Source organism: Frigoribacterium sp. Leaf415 (assembly GCF_001424645.1).
In the GTDB taxonomy this organism is placed as follows: domain Bacteria; phylum Actinomycetota; class Actinomycetes; order Actinomycetales; family Microbacteriaceae; genus Frigoribacterium.
Window position 1 is genome coordinate 15156 of sequence record NZ_LMQR01000001.1, and the last position, 21182, is coordinate 36337.

Consider the following 21182-nt stretch of genomic DNA (forward strand, 5'->3'; position numbering starts at 1 on the left):
CGCCTCCTGCAGTCTCCGCACTTTTCTCGTGCCCCCCGTTCGCGTACTGGACAGGGAGGTCTTGTTTCGTCGTCGAGGCGGGCGTAGCGTCCGGATCGGGTGGCAACGACGCCACCGGAGACGAGAAGATCATGCACAGACGGATGAGGACTCTGATCGCGGCGGGGGTCGCCGCGAGCGTAGTGGGGGCGGTGGTGCCCGCGCTCGCCGCGCAGTCGGCACCGGCCGTGACCACCAGCGACCGGCCGGACTTCGGGCCGAACGTGACCGTGTACGACCCGAGCGTGCCGGCCTCGACGATCCAGGCCGACATCGACGCGGCCTTCGACGCGCAGCTGCGCAACCCCACGGCGCAGTTCGGCGACCAGCGCCACGCCTTCCTGTTCGAGCCCGGCACCTACGGCCGGGTCTTCGCCAACCTCGGCTTCTACACGGCCCTTCAGGGCCTCGGCAAGAACCCCGACGACGTCACGATCCAGGGTGCGGTCAACGTCGACTCGGGCTGGAACTACGGCGACGAGAAGAACGCGACACAGAACTTCTGGCGGTCGGTCGAGAACCTGGCCGTCGAGCCCGAGTCGGGCGTCGACCGGTGGGCCGTGTCGCAGGCTGCCCCCATGCGCCGCGTCCACATCAAGGGCGACCTGACCATGGGGCCGTCGAACCAGGACGGCGGACAGGGCTACTCGTCCGGCGGGTACATCGCCGACAGCAAGGTCGACGGCACCGTCACCTCGGGTTCGCAGCAGCAGTGGTACACCCGGGACTCGACCCTCGGGTCGTGGCAGGGCGGCAACTGGAACATGACCTTCTCGGGTGTGCAGGGCGCCCCCGCGAACGACTTCTCGAAGAGCTACACGACCCTCGCCACGACGCCGGTCACGCGCGAGAAGCCGTACCTCTACGTCGACGACGCGGGTGATTACCACGTGTTCGTCCCCGCGCTGCGACGGGACTCGGCCGGGGTCACCTGGCCCGACACGGCCGGCACCGACCTGCCGATGCACGACTTCTACGTCGCCCACCCCGGTGACTCGGCCGCGACCCTGAACGGTGCGCTGGCGCAGGGCCTGAACCTGTTCCTCACGCCGGGCACCTACCGGCTCGACCAGGCGATCGAGGTCACGCGGGCCGACACCGTCGTCACCGGCATCGGCTTCCCGACGCTCGTCCCGACCAGCGGAAACGCGGTCCTGACCACGGCCGACGTGGCCGGGGTGACCGTCTCGGGCCTCGTCGTCGACGCCGGCACGCAGAACAGCGACCAGCTGATGCGGCTCGGCACCACGGGCTCGCACGTCGACCACGCGGCGAACCCGCAGAGCGTGCAGGACGTGTACTTCCGCGTCGGCTCGAGCATCCAGGGCAACGCGACCACCACGCTGCAGGTGAACAGCGACGACACGATCGTCGACCACATCTGGGCCTGGCGCGCCGACCACGGCGGTGCCCCCACGGGCTGGACCGTCAACCGCGGCGCGACGGGCGTCGAGGTGAACGGCGACGACGTGCTGGCCACCGGCCTGTTCGTCGAGCACTACCAGCAGTACCAGGTGGTGTGGAACGGGGAGCGTGGTCGCACGGTCTTCTTCCAGAACGAGCTGCCGTACGACGTGCCCGACAACGCCTCGTGGCAGAGCCCGACCGGCGAGGGGTGGGCGGCCTACAAGGTCGCGGACGGCGTGACCAGCCACGAGATCTGGGGTGGCGGCGTCTACTCGTTCTTCAACGCGAACCCGCAGGTGCGCCTGGCCCAGGCGTTCGAGGTGCCCCGCACGTCGGGCGTGAAGGCCCACGGCGTCTTCACGGTCTCGCTCGGTGACGTCGGCACGATCTCGAGCGTCATCAACGGCGTCGGCGACTCGGTGCCGACGCCCGCGGGCAACACCGTCCCCAGCCGGGTGGTGACGTACCCGTGAGCGCACGCCCGATCGACACGGACCCACGGAGCGACACCAAGCCACGTACGGACACTGATCGACGCACGACGACGAGCGGAGACATCATGAGAACCCACCAGCACCTGACGCGCCGCGCCCTGACCGGCGTCGGCCTGGCGGCCGCTGCCGCGCTCGCCGCGACCACGGTAGCCGCCGCACCCGCCCCGGCCTCGGCCGAGACCTCGGCCCAGCAGGCGATCGTCTGGTCGCAGGAGTTCGACGGCGGCGCCGGCAGCGCGCCCGACCCCTCGGTCTGGAACCTCGAGACCGGTGGGGGCGGCTGGGGCAACGGCGAGTTGCAGAACTACACGTCGTCGCGCTCGAACTCGGCGCTCGACGGCAACGGCAACCTCGTGATCACGGCCAAGCGTGAGAGTGACGGGTCGTACACCTCGGCCCGACTCACGACGCAGAACAAGTACACGGCGCAGTACGGCCGGGTGGAGGCGCGCATCCAGATCCCGCGTGGTCAGGGCATCTGGCCGGCCTTCTGGATGCTCGGCGCCGACCTGCCGACGAACGCCTGGCCGAGCGCGGGCGAGATCGACATCATGGAGAACGTCGGCTTCGAACCGCACCGCGTGCACGGGACCGTGCACGGCCCCGGCTACTCGGGCGGTGAGGGCCTGACCAGCACGTGGCAGCACCCGCAGGGCTGGTCGATCGCCGACGACTTCCACACCTTCGCGGTCGACTGGGCACCCGGCTCGATCACGTGGTCGGTCGACGGGCAGGTCTACCACCAGGTCACCCCGGCCAGCACCGGCGGTGACCCGTGGGTCTTCGACAAGCCGTTCTTCCTCATCCTCAACGTGGCGGTCGGGGGTGCGTGGCCCGGCTACCCCGACGGCAGCACCCAGCTGCCGCAGCAGATGAAGGTCGACTACGTGCGCGTGTACCGGTGACCGGGCCGGCCGGCCGGGCCCGGACCGGCCGCCCGAGATGTCACGACTTGCCGCTCACCTTCAGAGGTGAGCGGCAAGTCGTGCCGTCTCGGTGACGAAGGAGGCGCGGTGCGAGGAGGTCTCGCACCGCGCCTCCTTCCGTGGCCTCGAGACCCCAGGAAGTCGCCGAGACACCCGCGCGCGCGAGAGGGTCTCGGCGACTTCCTGGGGTCTCGGTGGCTCAGCGCGAGCCGGGGGTGCCGCCGCCGGGTGCGGCACCGGCGGTGGGCGCGGTGCCCGTGTCGACGCGGACGGTCAGGGCCAGCGCGTAGCCCGAGGTCGCGTCTCCGGTCACCGTCGGCAGCTGCAGCGCCCCGCTGTCGTCGCTGAACACGTTGTCGCTCGCGAGGCTCACCTGCGCGAGGTTGGCCGTCGACCCGTCGTAGTCCGAGAGTGCGTAGACGGTCCGACACGCGTCCTCGGGCAGGGCGAGCTGTGACGTGGCGATCGCGTTCGTCGAATCGATGATCGACCCCACGTCGGGGTAGACCTCGAAGTGGATGTGCGGCCACCGCCCCGAGTAGCAGGCCGGGAAGACCGACGAGAAGGTCACGGTGCCGGAGGCGTCGGCGACCTGCACGCCGCGCAGGTACGTCTCGTCCGTGATGCCGTCCGAGTACATCGAGTACCCGCCGGCCGCGTCGCAGTGCCAGACGTAGACGGCGACGTCGGCGAACGGCACGTCGCCGTTCGCCATGTCGAGCACCGTCATGCTCAGCGTGATGGGCACCCCCGCCGCGGTGGTGCCGCCGTCGAGGCTCGACCGGATGTCGCTGCGCACGATGCCCGACCGCTCGAGCACGTCGGCGCCGTTCGACCCGTCGCCCGGATAGGGTCCGGCGGTCTCGTCGGGGATCTCACCCGCCGGCAGGGTGGTCGCCGTGCCCGCGGACGCGCTCGGGCTCGGCGTCGCCGTGGCGGTCGAGGAGGCGCCGGTTCCGCCGGTCCCCGTGGCCGACGTGCAGGCGGCGAGCACGACGCTGCCCGCGCCGAGCCCGATCAGGCTCAGCACGCCGCGGCGCGAGACCAGCGTCCGCAGGTCGAAGGCGACGCCCTGGTCGACGACCTCGTCGTCGACGCGGTCGAGCAGTCGGCCCTCGTAGGCCGGGCCCTCGGGGGTGCGGTCGGGTTCGGGGATGCGGGTGGGGCGGGGGTCGCTCATGGTCACGCTCTCGGCTCGGGGCTGGTCGCCTCGGATGGGATCGCCGTCAGCCTGACGCCGGTCCCGATGACCCGGCCCTGCGCCTCCGATGAACCGGCCATGAAGGAGGCGCGGTGCGAGCGGGTCTCGCACCGCGCCTCCTTCCGTGGCCGCCGAGACCCCAGGAAGTCGCCGAGACACCCGCGCGCGCGAGAGGGTCTCGGCGACTTCCTGGGGTCTCGGGCTTCCGCTCGCGGGTCTGCGTCAGCCGGCGAGCGCGCGCAGCTGCGCGAGCGTGTCGCGCGAGATCTCGGCGAACGGGCGGGTCTCGCCGTCGGCGATCCAGCTCGTGAACGAGACGCCGAACACCGTGAGGCACGACTGGGCCGCCAGCGTGGCCGCGGGCTCGGCGACCCCGTGGGCGCGCAGGGCGGCGGCCACCTCGATCGCGAGCCCCGACAGCTTGAGCAGCTCGCGTTCTTGCAGGGCGGGGTGCGCGTCGATGATCGCCTGACGGCTGCGTGACCACTCGCGCCGTTCGTCGGGGAAGAACGCTGCCGCCCCCTCGAGGGCCGAGGCCACGACCGTGAGCGGCGCGTCGTCGGGCCGGGCGGCCTGGACGCCGTCGAGGAACGCTCTGGAGAAGAACTGCTGCCCGTCGAAGAGCACCTCGCGCTTGTCGGCGAAGTGTCGGAAGAAGGTGCGCTCGGTGACGCCGGCGGCGTCGGCGATGTCGGCGGCGGTCGTCTCGTCGTAGCCGCGGTCGACGAACAACTCGAGCGCCGCCGCCTGCAGGCGGGCTCGGGTGTCGGGTTGCCAGCGGACCATGGCGCGAGTCTACGGGTTCCGGGCCGAGTGTTGTCAGTCGCTGACATCGGGTGTAACGTCACGGTCGCGGCTGATGACAGTCGCTGACATCATGCTCACCTCCGGGCGCCGTTCCGAGGGTGGGCAGGGACAAGGGAGCACTCATGAACGTCTTCGTCACCGGAGCATCCGGCTGGATCGGGTCGGCCGTCGTCGACGAACTCCTCGCCGCGGGCCACCGCGTCACGGGCCTCGCGCGATCCGACGCCTCGGCGGCCTCGCTCGAGGCGAAGGGCGCCTCGGTCCGACGGGGCGACCTCGACGACCTGGGCGCCGTCCGCGCGGGCGCGACTGACGCCGACGCCGTGCTGCACCTGGCGAACAAGCACGACTGGTCGGACATGGCGGCGTCGAACCGCGCAGAACGCGGAGCCGTGGAGGCGCTGGTCGCGGTCGTCGAGGGCAGCGGCCGCCCGCTGCTGCTCGCCTCGGGCACCGCCGGTCTCGCCCAGGGTCGACTCGCCACCGAGGCGGACCGCACGCCGTTCCGCGGTCCCGACGCCCCGCGCGGCGGGAGCGAGAACCTCGCCCTGGACGCGGCCGAGCGGGGAGTCCACACGGTGAGCGTCCGCTTCGGACCGACCGTGCACGGAGCAGGCGACCACGGGTTCGTCGCGTCGCTCGTCGCCGTCGCACGGGAGAAGGGCGTCTCGGCCTACCCGGGCGACGGATCGAACCGGTGGCCGGCCGTGCACCGGTCGGACGCCGCGCGCGCGGTCGCGCTCGGGCTCGAGAAGGCCGCGGCCGGCGACGTGTTGCACGTCGTGGCCGAGGAGGGCGTGTCGACGCGTGCCATCGCCGGGGCCATCGGTCGCGCTTACGGCCTGCCCGTCGAGTCGGTGCCGACCGAGCGCGTGACCGAGCACTTCGGGTGGATCGGGGGCTTCTTCGGCCTCGACCTAGCTGCGTCGTCCGAGGCCACGCGTCGCCTGCTCGGGTGGACTCCGACCGGACCGACCCTGCTCGAGGACCTCGACGCCGGGGCCTACGGCTCGGGGCGCTGAGGGGCGAGCCTCGAGATGTCACGACATGCCGCGTCCTGCGAGAGGTGAGCGGCATGTCGTGACATCTCGGCGGGAGACGAGAGAGGGGCACGGCCGCGGAAGAGTCCGCAGCCGTGCCCCGGATGCCGATGTTGTCGCATGAGCTTCACGGGCAGGGATGCGAGCAACACCGGCCAATGAAGACGCAAGAAACGCCTTCGACCCGTGGGACGGTACGCGGTCGTCGCCGAACGTGTTCTCAGGTCGTCGCGGATCAGGCCGAGTTCTTGCCGCCGGCCGAGCGGGACATGCCGGCCGCTTCGCCGCGAGGGCCCTCGTGCCGGCGCTCGGACTCGGCCTGCGCGCGGACACCGGCCCCGGGGTCGGTGGCGTCGAGGCGGGCGGCGATCGCCCGGTCACGTCGCCCGCGCCGCACGACGCCGACGGCGGCCACGATGCCGACGGCGACGATCAGGGAGACGACGACGACGGTGCTGACGTCCACGATGCTCACGGTGTCGGCACCCCCGACGACACGACGACGATCATGGCGACGGCGAATCCGAGAACGGTCAATCCGAGGTAGAGCCAGAGAGGCGCGGCACTGCCGCCGGCGCGGCGGCGGACGACGACGCTGCGTCCGATCAGGTAGACCAGCGGGCCGATGATCGACCACCCCCACGGGAAGGGCCGGTCGACCCCGCGGTCGCGCAGGGTGCGGTGGTCGAGCCAGGCGAGCACCACGGTCCCGATCCAGAGCACGAGCGAGGCGATCTGCACGACGCCCAGGTCGCCGGCGTCGACGCCCGTCCGGCCCGGGATCGCCAGTTCGAGAGCGCGTCGCATGGTCACCACGACCAAGCCCATCGTGATGATCGGCGACAGCGCGATCGCGGTGACGAACGGGGTCGCCGTGAGGGCGATCCGCGGTTCGGCCGCGGCTGCCCCTGACGCGATGTCGCCCTGGCCGAGGCCTCGGTGGTCGGTCACGATGTCCCCCTCGTTCCCGGGTGGGAGTCCACCCGCCCGTCGTCCGCCCGGACGTCTGCGTCCCGGGACCTGCTGCCCACCCTAGGGCGTCGACCTCGCCGGCGGACCGTCGGGGGATAACCCCCGGGCGAGTCCGTGGGTGCACGTGATGTTCCGGTACCGGGCCCCGCGGCGAGGATCGTGGACATGAACGACACGACCTCCGCGACCATCGCGACCCGCGCCTCCTCGTCCCCCACCACGACCACCACCCGCCGCCGTGGCGCCCTCGCCGCCGGTCTCGGCCTCGCGGCGCTCGCCGCCGTCACGCTCACCGGCTGCTCGGGCGCGGTCGACGCCGCGAAGAGCGCCCTCGGTGCCGAGCAGGTGCAGGAGCGCCACTTCGACACCGCGGCCGACGCGCCGAGCTCGGCCGACTCGACCGACGTCGCCTGGTTCCTGCCCGAGTGGGTGCCCACCGACGCGCGCGACGTCGACGTGCGCCTCGACACGCAGGAGCCCGGCTACGAGCTCTCGTTCACGTCGGAGACCGGCCCCGACCTCGCGGCGTGCACCCCCGTCGACGGCGACCTCGGCGGCCCGGCCCTCGAGCCGACCACGCTGCCCGAGCCCCTGCCGACCTCGGGGCTCGTCAGCTGTGGCGACGGCCGCGTCGTCGCCCAGGTCGACGGCCGCTGGGCCAGCTGGACGACCGTCGACGCGGTGCCCGGCGACGACGTCAACTCGACGCTGCGCCACTGATCGCCCGACGCCTTCACCCGCTCCCGCCTCACGCACCCGCCTCACGAACAGGAAGACCACCATGTCCCGTCCCGACCAGCCCCAGGGCGTCCCGTCCGCCCGTCCCGCCGACCCGACCCGAGGAGGCGCGGGCCCCGTCGCCCGCGTCCGGAACGTCACGAAGTCCTTCGGCCAGGGCGACGGCCGCGTCGACGCGCTGCGCGACGTCTCGCTCGACCTGCAGGCCGGACAGTTCACCGCCGTCATGGGCCCGAGCGGTTCGGGCAAGTCGACGCTGATGCACATCACCGCAGGCCTCGACTCGGCCACCTCGGGCCGGGTGCTGCTCGGCGACACCGACATCACCGGCCTCGACGACACGCAGCTGACCCTGCTGCGCCGCCGTCGCATCGGCTTCGTCTTCCAGGCGTTCAACCTCGTGCCGACCCTCGACGTGTCGGCCAACATCGAGCTGCCGTTCCGTCTCGACGGACGCCGCGCCACCGCCGACGAGCGGGCCTGGATCGACTGGCTCGTCGCCACGCTCGGCCTCGGCGCCCGGCTGACCCACCGCCCCCACCAGCTCTCGGGCGGGCAGCAGCAGCGCGTCGCGATCGCCCGCGCCCTGGCCACGAGGCCCGACCTGATCTTCGCGGACGAGCCCACCGGCAACCTCGACTCGAAGGCCGGCCGCGACGTGCTCGACGTGCTGCGCACCGCGTCGACCGACCACGGCCAGAGCATCGCCATGGTGACCCACGACCCGGTCGCGGCGAGTTACGCCGACCGCGTGGTCTTCCTCGCCGACGGCCGCATCGTGCACGAGATCGACCGCAGCAGCGCCACCGAGATCTCGGGCGTCATGCTCGATCTGGAGCGTGTCGCGTGAGCGCCCGCGACCAGCTGGTCGAGCACCGTCCGAGCATCCTCGTCGCCGGGCTCGGCACGACGTTCGGCGTCGGGCTGCTCGGCGTCACCCACGTGCTCGAGCAGGTCATCGCCTCCGACGCCGCGGTCGCCACGAGCGGCACGGTCTCGACGATGCTCGGCTTCGTCGCCGCGGTCTTCGTCGGCCTCGCGCTCTACGTCGGCGCGATCGTGACGGCCAACACCTTCGCCACCGTGGTCGCCGGCCGCACGCCGACGATCGCCCTGATGCGCCTGCTCGGCTCGTCCGCTCGCGACCAGCGTCGGGCCGTCGCCCGGGAGGGTCTCGTGGTCGGCGTCGCCGGGGCCGTGCTCGGAACGATCGTGGGGCTCGCCCTCGTCGTCGTCGCCGTGCGGGTACTCGTCGGTCGGGGTCAACTGCCCGACCTCGCGTACTCGTACGCCTCGGTGGGCGGTCTCGTCCCGGCCGTCGCGGTCGTGCTGACCACGGTCGCCGCGGCCTGGGTCGGTTCGCGCCGCGTCCTCCAGGTGACGCCGCTGCAGGCGACCGACGCCGCACAGGACGCGCCCGTCGCGGCTCGGTCACGACGCGTCGTCCGGACGGTCTTCGCCGCCCTGCTCGTCGGAGGCGGTGGTCTGCTGCTCGTCGCCGGGGTCGTCGTCGGGCTCGCCGACGCGATGGGCGTGCTGATCGCGTTCTTCGGTGGCGTGCTGTCGTTCACCGGGGTCGTCGTCGGCGCCCACGCGCTGATGCCCACCGTGCTGAGCGCCGTCGGCCGCGCCTTCGGCACGAGCCAGGTGGCACGCCTCGCCGCCGAGAACGCGGTGCGTCAGCCCGAGCGCAGCACCCGGGCGACGATCGGCATCGTCATCGGCGTGACCCTCGTCACCACCCTGTCGGTCGCCCTCGAGACGCTGCGCTCCTTCATCTACTCGATCGAGCAGGACCCGTCGTACGCCGCCGAGCTCGACCAGATGTTCACCACGACGCTGCTGATCGTCGCCGCCCTGGTCGGTTTCTCGGCCGTGATCGCCGCCGTCGGCATGGTCAACGACATGTCGCTGAGCGTCATGCAACGGAGGCGCGAGCTGGGTCTGCTGCGCGCGATCGGCTCGACCGCGGGTCAGGTGCGCCGCATGATCCTGCTCGAGGCGACCCAGATGGCGCTGACGGCGATCGTCGTCGGGGTCGTGCTCGGCGTCGTCTACGGCTGGGCCGGAGCCCAGGCGCTGCTCGGTTCGGCCAACCAGGGCCTGCTGATCGCGCCGACGCTGCCCGTGCCGCTGCTGCTCGGGCTGGCCGTGACGGCTGCCGTGCTGGCCGGGGCCGCCGCCCTCGTCCCGGCCCGCCGTGCCACGTCGGTCACCCCGGTCGAGGCGCTCGCCGCCCGCTGACCCGGGCGCGGCCCGACCGCCTACGGATTCATCCGCGGGTCCTCGGTCGGGTCGCGGAACATCGGCGGGCAGCCCTGGTCGGCGGCCTCGGGGCGCAGCTCGTAGTGCCACGACTCGTTCTCGTAGATCTGGCAGAGGCCGTAGGCGGCCCCGTTCCCCGACAGCCACGACGTCGCGTCCCACGAGCCGACGTCGACCGCGTCGCCGTGCACGTGGGCCGACGTCTCGGGGGTCGCGACCCAGCGGGCCGCCTCGGTGCGCGAGCCGTACTGGACCACCGCGTCGTCCAACAACTGCTCCTGGTAGGCCGCCGACCGCCAGCCGCCGTTCACGACGACCACGACGCCGGCGGCGGTCGCGTCCGTCGTGGCCCGCTGCAGGGCGTCGAGGAGGCGCGGGTCGAGTCCCGAGACGGCCGGCACGTCCTCGTCGAACGGCGAGGTCCCGGGCGGGACGACGCCGCCCGCCTCGCCCGTCGCCTCGTCGCGACCGAGGGCGGCACCGACCGCGGCGGTCCCGAGGAGCCGGCCCGCGCCTCCTGGTCCGTCCACCGTCGCGGCGCGGGAGACCGCGACGGCCACGGCCAGCAGGACGACGAGCGAGAACGCGATCGCGCCGGCGACGACGGCCAGGACGACGGCGGGGCGTCGTCGGTGCCGGGCGGGGACGGGGCGTGTGGAGGGCGACGTGTCGAGGTTTCGCATGCCCTCAGTCGACGGGATCCGCCGTTGCCGGCCCGTATGCGTTTCTCGATACGCGGACGATACGGCCCGGCTCGTAGCATCGGGACGTGCGTGTGCTGATCGTCGAGGACGAGCCCCTGTTGGCCGAGGCCATCCGCGACGGACTCCGTCTCGCGGCCATCGCGTCCGACGTCGCGGGCGACGGCGACACCGCGCTCGAGTTGCTGAGCGTGAACGAGTACGACGTCGCCGTCCTCGACCGCGACGTGCCCGGGCCCTCGGGCGACGAGATCGCCGAGCACCTCGTCGCGACCGGCAGCGGTACGCCGATCCTGATGCTGACGGCCGCCGACCGCCTCGACGACAAGGCCTCGGGCTTCGAGGCGGGGGCGGACGACTACCTCACCAAGCCGTTCGAGCTGCGCGAACTGGTGCTGCGGCTGCGCGCGCTCGACCGGCGTCGGGCGCACCATCGGCCACCGGTCACCGAACTGGCGGGCCTGCGCGTCGACCCGTTCCGCCGCGAGGTGCACCGTGACGGTCGCTACGTGGCGCTCACCCGCAAGCAGTTCGCCGTGCTCGAGGTGCTCGTGGCGGCGGGTGGCGGGGTGGTCAGCGCCGAGCAGCTGCTCGAGCGGGCCTGGGACGAGAACGCCGACCCGTTCACGAACGCCGTCCGCATCACGGTCTCGGCGCTGCGCAAGCGGCTCGGCGAGCCCTGGGTGATCGCGACGGTGCCCGGCGTCGGCTACCGCATCGAGGCCGACCCTGTCGGCATCGCTCCCGTCGGCGTCGACCCCGTGGGCGTCGACCACGCCGGTGTCGACCCCGTCGGCGTCGACCCCGTCGAGGAGGCGCGGGGTCGTGGGTAGGACGCGCGGCCCCAGCGTCCGCCTGCGTCTGGCCCTCAGCTACGCCGCGGTCGTCGTGGTGACGGGGGTGCTGCTGCTCGGCGTGGTGTGGTTGTTCCTGTTGCGCTACGTCCCGCAGGAGTCGCTCTCGGGTGTCTCGGCAGGGTTCGTGCCGAACCGGGGCGACCTGACCCGGGCGTTCCTGCCGCGGGCCGTGGGCGCGCTGGTCGTGCTGCTCGCGGTGGGGCTGCTGGGTGGTTGGCTGCTCGCGGGGCGCCTGCTCGCACCGCTCGACCGGATGACCGGGGCGGCGCGGCGGGCGGCCGAGGGGTCGCTGTCGCACCGCATCGCGTTGCCCGGTCGGGCCGACGAGTTCCGCGAGCTGGCCGACGCGTTCGACACGATGCTCGAGCGGCTCGAGGCCCACGTCTCGGCGCAACGCCGGTTCGCGGCGAACGCCTCGCACGAGTTGCGCACGCCCCTCGCCATCTCGCGGACCCTGCTCGAGGTCGCGCACGACGACCCGGCGGCGGACGCCCGGGTGCTCGCGGGTCGACTGCGCGAGGTCAACGACCGGGCGATCGACCTGACCGAGGCGCTGCTGGTGTTGAGCCGGGCCGACCAGCGATCGTTCGACCGGTCACCCGTCGACCTGTCGCTGCTCGCGGACGAGGCCGTGGAGCTGCTCGCGCCTCTCGCCGACGCACGGGGCGTCGCCCTCGAGGTCGAGGGCGAGGTGACGCCGACGACCGGGTCGTCCGCCCTGCTGCGTCAGGTGGTCACGAACCTCGTGCACAACGGCATCGTCCACAACGTCTTGGCGGGGACCGCGGAGCGGGCGGGCTCCGGGGTCACGGACTCGGCGGGATCGGCGCCCGAAGTGGGGTCGGTGGTCGGTCGATCGGCGCCCGAAGTGGGGTCGGTGGTCGGTCGATCGGCGGCGTGGGTGTCGGTCGCCGCGGCCCCGCAGGGTGGTGGGGCCGTCCTCGTCGTGGAGAACTCGGGGCCGGTCGTGTCGCCGAGTCTCGTGGCGACGCTGGTCGAGCCGTTCCAGCGCGGCGACGCCCGCGTGCGGGGCGACCACCAGGGCTCCGGGCTCGGTCTGGCGATCGTCGACGCGATCGTGCGCGCCCACGACGGGACGCTCGAGGTGCGGCCGCGGGTCGGCGGCGGCCTGCGAGTCACCGTCGAGCTGCACGCCTTCTCGGGGTGACGGACCGGATGGCCGGCGGGTCGACGAGCAGACGAGCCGGAGAGAGACCGGTCCGCCCCGGCTTCAGCCGAAGGTGTCCGGGTCCAGTGCCGGGCACGCCGCCTCGACACGTGCCAGCTCGGCATTCGACAGTCCTCGGTTGGATTTCGAGCCCGCGCTCGGGTACCAGCCCTGGTGGGGCCACGTCGTCGCGAACTCCTCGCGGGTCATGCCCGGCTCGGTCGAGGGGGCGCCGAGCGCCTCGAAGCACGGCAGCTGGAACGTCGTCAGGTAGTCGAACAACCACGCCGCTTGATCGACCGTGAGTGATTCGCCGACGGGGCTCGGGTACATGACGTCGCACCGGTACCTGGCGAGCTCGCCCCACTCGGGCAGCGGCCCGCCGTCGGGCATCTCGATGGAGTAGCCCTGGGCGATCGAGCCGTCCTCGCCGACCCCGTCGTCGTCGACCACCGGCAGGCCGGCCTCGCGCAGGCACGAGACGAGCGGCTCGAGGTCGCCGCCGTCGATCTCGTGGACCAGGGCGACCTCGGGTCGGACCGCGTCGGGGAACTGCTGTGTCACCTGGTCCCAGCGCTGGTCGGTGGCTTCCTGCCGCAGTTCGGCGAGGCGGGTCCGGTCGGGTGGCCCCGAGGCAGGAGGCGCGCCGAGCGCGTCGAGGACGGCCTGCCGGTCCGGCACCCCGGCCGCGGTCGTCGCCGTGCCGCTCGAGCTGGGCGGGCCGCCTGCCTCGCCGCCCGTCCCGGCACACCCCGTCAGCAGCAGTGCAAGCGCCGCGACGGCGACCCTCGTCGTCAGTCTCCCCATGGGCCACATCATATGAGGACTCCTCGATCTGGCGTGTGTAGTCGAGGCGGAGTCCGCAGCTCGCATCGGCTGTCATCCCGCACTTCGAGTCAGCCGAGCCGCTTATCTGGCGAGGGGGCGGACGCACGCCGACGAAGTCCTACTGGGCGCCGGTGGTCGCAGCCGGACGGTCATGCGAGCCCCTTCAGAAATATGAGTGAAATGTTTGTCTGTGCGCGCTCAGTCTGATTTGATCGGAAACATAAATAATGTAAGACACTGGTTCTCTTCTCACGGTCGGTCGGGAGTGGCTCGAGTCGTCACCGGTGGGGTGGCGGCTCTTGCCGTCGTCGCCACCTCGGCGGTCGTTCTCGTGGCGGGTGCGCCTGCGGCTGTGGCGGCAACGCCCCCGTCCGCAGTTCTCACCGTGAGCTGCACAGGCTCCGTGACGGCCGACGTCAAGGTCAAGGTGACCGCAGACGGCGACCCATGGGCCTCGAACGTCACGTGGACATCTCAAGGGACCGACTATCGCTTCGGAAAGCAGCCATCGATGGCTCGTGGCGTCATCAGTGTCGCGGCGATGGCGGGTGGCTCACTCATCGACTACGGACAGGACAGATCGTCAGCTAATTACCTTTCCATGGACGGGGCCTGGCACTCGGTCGAGGCGAACACCATCAGTCACAAGATCGACTTGTCACGAGCCTCGACCCTCGGGCTCTGGTTCGACGCCGGCATGATGGGGTCGTCGTCCAAATGCCACAGTGACCAGAACTGGGATGCGTCCAAGCAGGTATCTGGCGCCCACAAGGACGGAACCCTCTCCGTCGACTACGACCAGCCACTAGCGTTCTGCTCCATCGGGAACGGCGGAGGTGTCTGCAGCATCGCCTCGACGAAAAGCTCCGAGAGTTCCGTCGACGTCGGCATCGCGGCAGAGTTCTACGGCTGGCTGACCGGATCGCTCTCCAAGACCTGGACCCACTCCGCCTCAGTCGAAGTCCAATGCACCTCACCAGAGCTGCCGGCCAACTCGAAGTACTTCGCCTACGCGGCCGGGTACACATACAACTACGACGTAAGCGTCAACTTCTTCGGCAACGACCTCGGAACCAAACGCGGCACCGCCTTCGAAGTCGTTCACAACGGGCTCCACTGCGAGCTCGCGGCCTAGTTTCCCTTCCTGAGCAACAGCGATGCCCACGCGCGATCTCCGCCCGTGGGCATCACTCGTTCACGACCCCTGCCCTCGGTCGTAAAAATCGGTGTCCGTGGTAAGACAGCGTTCAGTGGTGCCGATCCTGTCGCGAGCGTTCGGCGGCAGACGCCGTCACCGTGACCAGGTCCGCGCTCCTGCTGATGAGCTGCTGGACGCAGTCGGTCTCGCCAAGCACGGTCGGAAACGTCCCGCACAGCTCTCCGGCGGTCAACGTCAACGAGTCTCCATCGTTCGAGCACTGGTGAACAACCCCTCCGTCCTGCTCGTCGACGAACCCACCAGCGCCCTCGACCAGGACCGTGGTGCGGAGATCATGGACCTCATCGCACGACTCGCCCACGAGCAAAGCTCCGCGACGATGCTCGTCACCCACGAACTCATCCACCGTGACGCACTCGACGCTCTCGTCACCGTCGTGGACGGCAAGATCACGGACACCGACTTGCCCGCGACGACTCGACTCGAGACCGCTGGCGTGCAGTGAGTCGCGCCGCTGGGCGATGCGGACGTCAATCGATCACCCCCAGCTCGCCAGTCGGGACGGAGCGCAACCGATCGTCATCGGGACGCATGCACGCCACCTACGGGCCACACGCCCCGATGGCCCGGGCTCAGTTCCGCGTGGTGTCCGGGGTGGTCGCGTCGTCCGCGGGTGTCTCGTCGACGTCGGGGATGACGAGCAGCTCGGAGATGCGGCGTCGGTCCATCTGGGTCACCTGCAGGCGGGCGCCGTCGATCTCGACGACGTCGCCCACGGCCGCCAGGCGCCCGAGGGTCTCGATGACGTAGCCGGCGACGGTGTCGGAGGCGCTCTCGGGCAGGTGGATGCCGGTCGCCTCCTCGAAGTCCTGGAAGTTCAGGCGGCCGTCCACGATCCCGCCGCCCGCCTCGAGGTCGGCAGCGGCGAACTCGGTGTCGTACTCGTCGAAGATCTCGCCGACGACTTCCTCGACGAGATCCTCGAGGGTGACGATGCCGTCGGTTCCGCCGTACTCGTCGACGATGACCGCGATGTGGTGGCCGTCCGCCCGCATCGAGGTGAGCGTCGGGAGGACGCGCGCCGTGGCCGGCAGGTACGAGATCGTCCGCACGATGTCGCGGACCGGCGTCGCCGAGTCCTTGGTGATCGCCTCGAACAGGTCGCGGACGTGCACGAAGCCGATGATGTCGTCGATGGACCGGTCGATGACCGGGTAGCGCGAATAGGGCTGGTCGTGGACCTCGCGGGCGGCGTCGCTGACGCTCCCGGTGCCGTCGACGGCCGTGACCTCGGGGCGAGGGCGCATGACCTGGCTGAGCTGACGGTGCCGGAGGGAGAGCACGTCGTCGAGGATGCGGCGTTCGTCCTCGGGGAGCCCCTCGTGGCTCGAGACGATGTCGCGCAGCTCCTCCTCGGTCATCTCCTCGCCCGTCTTGTGCGGGTCGCCTCCGAGCAGGCGGACCACGAGGTTGGTCGAGATCGACAGCAACCAGATGACGGGCCGCATCAGCACGGCGAACACCGCGAGGACGGGGGCGACGGCGTAGGCGAAGGAGGCGTTCCGCTGGATCGCGAGCCGCTTCGGTGCCAGTTCTCCGAGCACCAGGGACAGGTAGGCGATCACGAGGGTGAGGACGATGGTCGCGACCGTGGAGGCGGCCTGTTCGCCGAGCCCGAACCCGATGAGTACCGGCGTGACCGAGGGGGCGATGGAGGAAGCGCCGTACGCCGCGGACGCGAACCCGGCGACCGTGACGCCGATCTGGACGGCGGCGAGGAACATGTTCGGGTCGCGGGCGAGGCCCGCGACCTTCTCGCCGCGCTTGCCGCGCGCGGCGATCGCGTTGACCTGGCTCTCGCGGAGGGTGACGAGCGCCATCTCGGTGGCGGCGAAGACACCGCCGACCAGGACGAAGACGACGACCAGGACGATGTTGAGGAGCAGGTCGCCGTTCATCGGGCGGGGAGGTCGATCGGCCGGGGGGTGCCCGGGGTCTTCCGGGCGCCCGGACTATGGCAGTCGGACGAAGGATCTGAGATGCGCGTCATGAATCGAGATTACGCACCCAGCTCCTGTGCTCGACCCAAGAGCATGCCCGTGGCGCCGCGGACGGGCTCGTCACCGAACCTCACGGTCCGGGTCGTGGACCGGTGGGGGGTTGCGCAGGGAGGAGTGACGTCCGGACGAGGAGACGAGCTCTCGTGCCTCGAGGCACGCCGCCATGAGGCTCCGGCTCCACAGGGAATAGGTGCGGGTGTACCGCTCCTGCTGGGACTGGGGGACCCAGAGTCGATCGGTGAGCTCCGGCGGGAACGGGACCGCCGTCGCGCGCGGGTGGGACCGGAGGAGTTTCCTCGTCCGGTGGTTGAGCAGCGTCGAGCGGTATCCGGCTGCGAGGCGGGCTGATCGGCTCAGACTGCCGGCGTTCTCGAGCGGGGGGATCTCGGCGACCGCGACGTGTGCGTCGAGGGGAAGGTGCTCGAAGAGAGCCGTCAGCATCTCGTCGAGGCCCCGGTGCCACCGCGCTGCCGAGGTCAAGGTCAGGCAGTCGGAGATCCCGGCCAGGACGACGACGAGATCGGTCTTCGCGATGTCACCGGCGTGCCTGCCCACGAGGACTCGCCCGTCGTCGATGCTGTCGCCGGGAAGCGTGGCGACGGACCAGGCGCAGCCGCGTCCCGTTCGCTGGTGGTGCTCTCGAGCGGTGTATCCGGCGATCGACAGTTCGTGGGTCACGACCCCGAGGCTGATCTCGCCTCGTTCACCCATCACCATGATCCGGTCAGGGTCCACTCCCGGGACCTGCCCGTGAGGCTCGTCGTCCGGGTAGATGTCGCCGGAGCGGTCGGCTCGGCGGAAGAAGAACTCGACCCAGTGCACGGCAGTCGCCGCCAGACGGAGTGGCTTCGCTGCAGGAGAACCGTTCGTCATGTGGGCCTCGTCATCCGATCGCTCGTCGAACGCCGCGCCGGCGCGCTGCGGGGGAGGCACGGTTCGCCGTCGAGAAGAGTGGGCATCCGGCGGTTCAGGTGCCGGATGCCCGCTCTCGTCTGCTCGACCGCCAGGCGGTGCGACTGTGGATGCGACCACGAGAGAAGGCGGAACCGGTCCCCGGGGAGCGCAACACAGTGCGACGTGCCATCAGCGGGGTCTCGGCCGACGACCTGACCCTAGCGGCAACGAACCCCCGCGTCGATGGGGACTTCGCAGGGCTCGGCCGCGAGGAGCAGACCACCCCCGCTGTGACCGGAGTCGATGAGGGCACGACCTGTCGTCCCGTCGGGAGGACCGCTTGCATCCTCGAGACCAACGGGTGAGATCACGAGGGTGCAAGTCAGGGGCGACCGGAGCCTGGTGCCGGGGCGCCGGACGGCGAGGTGTCGTTCAGGCCTGTTCGGGGCGGGGCCGGTCGTGGCCTGGCTCGAGAACGGAGGAAGGTGACTTCAGACCGTGGTTCGGGCAGGGCTCGCGCTCGTGGGGTGCCGGCTGCCTGTGGTCTGGGGTGGCCGTGCTTCACGGTAGGGCCGATGGCCACACGACCGCAACCTTCTCTCGTCATCACCGGACCGGGAAGGGGGCGGGCAGGACGTCGAGGAGCGATCAAAGGGGTGTGCACAACGGGCAATCACGGGCTTCCCGTCGGTGGTGTCGGTGTGCCATGCTCGGGGGCTATCGGCTCTCGCCAAGACCTCGCGACCCCGTCACCGTCATCGCGAGATCGGTCCTGATGCACACCTTCAACGAACCCCCGTCGGCTCATGGTTGACCTGTCCCGCACCGATGTCGGACTGGTCGCCCTCGCCCGGGCGGCCGGCGACGAACCCACCGACAGGGCCTCGGACCTGACCTCGCCTTTCGTCGCGGCCTTCGGGGTGACCGGTGCTGCCGTCTCGTCCCTCGGCGATCCCCTGGGGGTCGAGACCCTCTCGGCCTCCGATGCTCGCTCCGCCCGGTGGGAGGAGATCCAGCTGGACCTCGGGGAAGGGCCGGCATGGCAGGCCGCCGCCTCCCACCGGGCGGTCCTGGAACCCGATCTCCGCTCGGCCGCCGGCGAGGCCTGGCCGTTCGCGTTGTCTGCGCTCGTCGCCGAGGGGCTCTCCGCGGTGTACTCGTTCCCGCTCTCGGTCGGCACCATCCCCATCGGGGTGCTCGACCTCTACGACGACACCACCCACACCTTCGACCTCACCCGGACGCCCGACGTCCAGCGGATGGCCGCGATGGTGGGCAGGACGCTCCTGGTCCGCGGGATCGAGCAGGCAACAGCACAGGGCGACGACGCCGCAGCTCCGGCGACCTTCAGTCGCCGCGAGATCCACCAGGCCACCGGCATGGTGATCGCCCAGGCGTCGGTGTCGGCAGCGGATGCATTGTTGATGCTCCGCAGCCATGCCTACAGCGCCGGCGAGACGGTCGACGAGACCGCCCAGCGGGTCCTCGACCGCACCCTGACCTTCATCCAGCCCACGACACCCCGAGGGGGCATCGTTCCATGAGCGCCACACAGATCCATCGAGAACGGCAACTCGTCGATGCGTTCGTGACCGTCGCCGACAGCCTCGTCCGCGATTACGACCTCATCGGCCTGCTGCAGTCCCTCGTCGACCGGTCCATCGGCCTGTTCCACGCCTCGGCGGCGGGCATCGTCCTCGGCAACGCCTCCGACGGGTACGACGTCGTCGCGTCCACCAGCGAGCGCAGCCAGTTCGTCGGGCTGATGCAGCTGCGCGCGGACGAAGGTCCGTGTGTGGAGGCCATCACTTCGGCGCGGGTCGTCTCCGTCGGCTCTGCCCGTGAGATCCAGGAGCGGTGGCCGACGTTCGCGACGATGTCCGAAGGGCTCGGCTTCGTCGCCGTCCACGCCATCCCGTTGCGGCTACGGGACGAGACGATCGGTTCGTTGAACCTCTTCCGCGACCGAGAGGGCGAGCTCAACGACGCCGACGCCGTCGCCGCGCAGGCCTTGGCGGACGTGGCGACGATCAGCATCCTGCAGGAGCGGGTCGTCTCCGATCTGTCGGTGACCAAGCAGCAGCTGCAACGGGCCCTCGACAGTCGCGTCCTGATCGAGCAGGCGAAGGGTTTCGTCGCGCACACCCACGATCTGGACATGGAGGCTTCGTACCGGCTCATCAGGCACGAGGCCCGGAAGACCCAGACCAAGATCGGCGAGGTCGCCCGAGCCATCGTCGAAGGCGGCCTCGTCCTCGAGCTCACCGAACCGCCGGAAGCTGACAATGCACCGACCGGACGTGAACGGAGGCGCCCGGAGGCCTAGCGTCGGAGGTCAGCGCCCCGAGACCCAGGCCGCGACCTGACGGCCCCTTCCGCACCCGGCGGACGCCGTCGCAGCCCCGTCCGAGCGAGCGCTCCCTCCGCTCCCGCGTGCTCGACGACGGCTGCCCACGCGACTCGAAGGCGGGCACCATGACGACCACCACGACCACCACGCCCGTCTCGGCGACCGGACCTGACCCCGTCGACGGGCACGCGCCTCCCGGGTTCCGACCCACCGTCGCCGGCACGCCGTCGACTCCGGTGAGCACGTATTCGACCCTTCTGTCCCAGGTGCGCGACGCCGGCCTGATGCGCCGACGGACGGGCTTCTACGTGACGGCGTTCGTGCTCGTCACCGTCTGTTTGGCAGCCGCCGTGACCGGGTCGGCCCTGCTCGGCGACAGCTGGTTCCAGCTGCTGATCGCGGCGGCCCTCGGCGTCATCTTCACCCAGTACGCGTTCCTCGCCCACGAGACGGCGCACAAGCAGGTGTTCGAGTCGGGCCGTGCCAGTGAGCGGGTCGGTCGCGTGCTCGCCGCGGGCGTGGTCGGCATGTCGTACGCGTGGTGGATGAGCAAGCACACCCGTCACCACGGCAACCCGAACACGGTGGGCAAGGACCCCGACATCGCCCCCGACGTGATCGTCTTCCGGGAAGAGGACGCGGTCGGCAAGACCGGCGTCGCCCGGTGGTTCGCGCACCGCCAGGGGTACGCGTTCTTCCCGATAATCTTGCTGGAGGGCGTCAACCTGCACGTGACGTCGTACAAGACCCTCGTCGGTCGGGGACGCGTCGACAAACGCTGGCACGAGATCGGCTTGATCACCGCACGCTTCGCCGTCTACCTCGGGCTGGTGTTCTGGCTGCTGGACCCTGGCATGGCCGTGGCGTTCGTCGGCGTGCAACTCGGGGTCTTCGGCCTCTACATGGGCGCGTCGTTCGCTCCGAACCACAAGGGGATGGCGATGATCCCCGAGGGCACGCGGGTGGACTTCCTGTCCAAGCAGGTGCTCACCTCGCGGAACGTCGGGGGCAGCCCCCTCATGAACGCCGCGCTGGGCGGGCTGAACTTCCAGGTCGAGCACCACCTCTTCCCGAGCATGGCCAGGCCGCACCTCCGTCAGGCCAGCGTGCTCGTCAAGCGGCATTGCGCCGAGCACGGCATCCCGTACACCGAGACGACGCTGTGGCAGTCCTACGGCATCGTGATCCGGTACCTGAACCGGGTCGGACTCGCGACCGGGGGCGACGTGTTCGACTGCCCGGCCGCCACCCAGCTACGACCTCGATGAGCCCCCGT

General features: G+C 71.0%; 21 protein-coding genes. 13 read left to right on the plus strand and 8 right to left on the minus strand.

The annotated features are described in order from the left end of the window. The first annotated feature begins 143 nt into the window (after positions 1-143). Together ASG28_RS00080 and ASG28_RS00085 are read left to right on the plus strand one after the other, a co-directional pair. Positions 144-1919 carry a hypothetical protein gene (locus tag ASG28_RS00080; protein WP_055970739.1) on the plus strand — a complete coding sequence of 592 codons (1776 nt, stop codon included), beginning with the start codon at positions 144-146 and terminating at the stop codon, positions 1917-1919. 86 nt (positions 1920-2005) lie between these two features. After that, positions 2006-2845, plus strand: a complete 840-nt coding sequence (locus ASG28_RS00085) for a glycoside hydrolase family 16 protein (RefSeq protein WP_055970740.1) — start codon at positions 2006-2008, stop codon at positions 2843-2845. Positions 2846-3065: 220 nt separating this feature from the next. Here the strand turns inward: ASG28_RS00085 and ASG28_RS00090 are convergent, their stop codons facing one another. Together ASG28_RS00090 and ASG28_RS00095 are read right to left on the minus strand one after the other, a co-directional pair. Further along, complete coding sequence (locus ASG28_RS00090) at positions 3066-4046, minus strand: intradiol ring-cleavage dioxygenase (protein ID WP_055970744.1); 981 nt, start codon at positions 4044-4046, stop codon at positions 3066-3068. 243 nt (positions 4047-4289) lie between these two features. Then, the gene (locus ASG28_RS00095; protein WP_055970746.1) at positions 4290-4853 is read right to left on the minus strand and encodes a TetR/AcrR family transcriptional regulator; all 564 of its coding nucleotides are present in this window, start codon (positions 4851-4853) and stop codon (positions 4290-4292) included. A gap of 143 nt (positions 4854-4996) precedes the next feature. Here ASG28_RS00095 and ASG28_RS00100 point away from each other — a divergent pair, with 143 nt between their 5' ends. Beyond that, positions 4997-5896, plus strand: a complete 900-nt coding sequence (locus tag ASG28_RS00100; RefSeq protein WP_055970748.1) for an SDR family oxidoreductase — start codon at positions 4997-4999, stop codon at positions 5894-5896. A gap of 253 nt (positions 5897-6149) precedes the next feature. Here ASG28_RS00100 and ASG28_RS00105 read toward each other — a convergent pair whose 3' ends face one another. After that, positions 6150-6380, minus strand: a complete 231-nt coding sequence (locus ASG28_RS00105; protein ID WP_157485583.1) for a hypothetical protein — start codon at positions 6378-6380, stop codon at positions 6150-6152. Positions 6381-6385: 5 nt separating this feature from the next. Beyond that, positions 6386-6865 (minus strand): hypothetical protein, encoded by a 480-nt coding sequence (locus ASG28_RS00110; RefSeq protein ID WP_055970752.1) that lies wholly within the window; start codon positions 6863-6865, stop codon positions 6386-6388. Positions 6866-7051: 186 nt separating this feature from the next. On the opposite strand from ASG28_RS00110, the gene ASG28_RS00115 reads away from it, so the two are divergent. The 3 genes from ASG28_RS00115 (at position 7052) to ASG28_RS00125 (ending at position 9868) form a co-directional block, all read left to right on the plus strand. Then, on the plus strand, positions 7052-7606 hold the full coding sequence (locus ASG28_RS00115; RefSeq protein WP_055970756.1) for a hypothetical protein: 555 nt from the start codon (positions 7052-7054) through the stop codon (positions 7604-7606). Between the two features lie 61 nt (positions 7607-7667). Next, positions 7668-8474, plus strand: a complete 807-nt coding sequence (locus ASG28_RS00120) for an ABC transporter ATP-binding protein (protein ID WP_082454135.1) — start codon at positions 7668-7670, stop codon at positions 8472-8474. Further along, on the plus strand, positions 8471-9868 hold the full coding sequence (locus ASG28_RS00125; protein WP_055970758.1) for an ABC transporter permease: 1398 nt from the start codon (positions 8471-8473) through the stop codon (positions 9866-9868). Before ASG28_RS00120 ends, ASG28_RS00125 begins: the two co-directional genes overlap by 4 nt. Before the next feature lie 20 nt (positions 9869-9888). Here ASG28_RS00125 and ASG28_RS00130 read toward each other — a convergent pair whose 3' ends face one another. Next, entirely contained in the window at positions 9889-10572 is a 684-nt protein-coding gene (locus ASG28_RS00130) for a M15 family metallopeptidase (protein WP_055970759.1), read from the minus strand. Positions 10573-10658: 86 nt separating this feature from the next. Between ASG28_RS00130 and ASG28_RS00135 the strand changes: the two genes are divergently transcribed. Further along, positions 10659-11423 carry a response regulator transcription factor gene (locus tag ASG28_RS00135; RefSeq protein WP_082454136.1) on the plus strand — a complete coding sequence of 255 codons (765 nt, stop codon included), beginning with the start codon at positions 10659-10661 and terminating at the stop codon, positions 11421-11423. After that, positions 11416-12615, plus strand: a complete 1200-nt coding sequence (locus tag ASG28_RS00140; RefSeq protein ID WP_055976557.1) for a sensor histidine kinase — start codon at positions 11416-11418, stop codon at positions 12613-12615. Before ASG28_RS00135 ends, ASG28_RS00140 begins: the two co-directional genes overlap by 8 nt. Positions 12616-12678: 63 nt before the next feature. Here the strand turns inward: ASG28_RS00140 and ASG28_RS00145 are convergent, their stop codons facing one another. Continuing rightward, positions 12679-13422 carry a hypothetical protein gene (locus ASG28_RS00145; protein WP_055970763.1) on the minus strand — a complete coding sequence of 248 codons (744 nt, stop codon included), beginning with the start codon at positions 13420-13422 and terminating at the stop codon, positions 12679-12681. Positions 13423-13708: 286 nt separating this feature from the next. Between ASG28_RS00145 and ASG28_RS16275 the strand changes: the two genes are divergently transcribed. Both ASG28_RS16275 and ASG28_RS00155 read left to right on the plus strand, forming a co-directional pair. Beyond that, complete coding sequence (locus ASG28_RS16275) at positions 13709-14578, plus strand: hypothetical protein (protein ID WP_157485584.1); 870 nt, start codon at positions 13709-13711, stop codon at positions 14576-14578. A gap of 118 nt (positions 14579-14696) precedes the next feature. Beyond that, complete coding sequence (locus ASG28_RS00155) at positions 14697-15107, plus strand: ATP-binding cassette domain-containing protein (RefSeq protein ID WP_369814168.1); 411 nt, start codon at positions 14697-14699, stop codon at positions 15105-15107. A gap of 127 nt (positions 15108-15234) precedes the next feature. Here ASG28_RS00155 and ASG28_RS00160 read toward each other — a convergent pair whose 3' ends face one another. Both ASG28_RS00160 and ASG28_RS00165 read right to left on the minus strand, forming a co-directional pair. Beyond that, complete coding sequence (locus ASG28_RS00160) at positions 15235-16560, minus strand: hemolysin family protein (RefSeq protein WP_055970766.1); 1326 nt, start codon at positions 16558-16560, stop codon at positions 15235-15237. Positions 16561-16722: 162 nt separating this feature from the next. Further along, complete coding sequence (locus ASG28_RS00165; RefSeq protein ID WP_157485585.1) at positions 16723-17535, minus strand: hypothetical protein; 813 nt, start codon at positions 17533-17535, stop codon at positions 16723-16725. Between the two features lie 827 nt (positions 17536-18362). On the opposite strand from ASG28_RS00165, the gene ASG28_RS00170 reads away from it, so the two are divergent. The 3 genes from ASG28_RS00170 to ASG28_RS00180 all read left to right on the plus strand — a co-directional run bounded on the left by ASG28_RS00170 (position 18363) and on the right by ASG28_RS00180 (position 21174). Next, a complete protein-coding gene (locus ASG28_RS00170; protein WP_055970769.1) occupies positions 18363-19100 on the plus strand; it encodes an ANTAR domain-containing protein in 738 nt (245 codons plus the stop codon). Further along, positions 19097-19882, plus strand: a complete 786-nt coding sequence (locus tag ASG28_RS00175; RefSeq protein ID WP_055970770.1) for an ANTAR domain-containing protein — start codon at positions 19097-19099, stop codon at positions 19880-19882. Before ASG28_RS00170 ends, ASG28_RS00175 begins: the two co-directional genes overlap by 4 nt. Positions 19883-20031: 149 nt before the next feature. Further along, complete coding sequence (locus tag ASG28_RS00180) at positions 20032-21174, plus strand: fatty acid desaturase family protein (protein ID WP_082454678.1); 1143 nt, start codon at positions 20032-20034, stop codon at positions 21172-21174. Positions 21175-21182 lie beyond the last annotated feature (8 nt).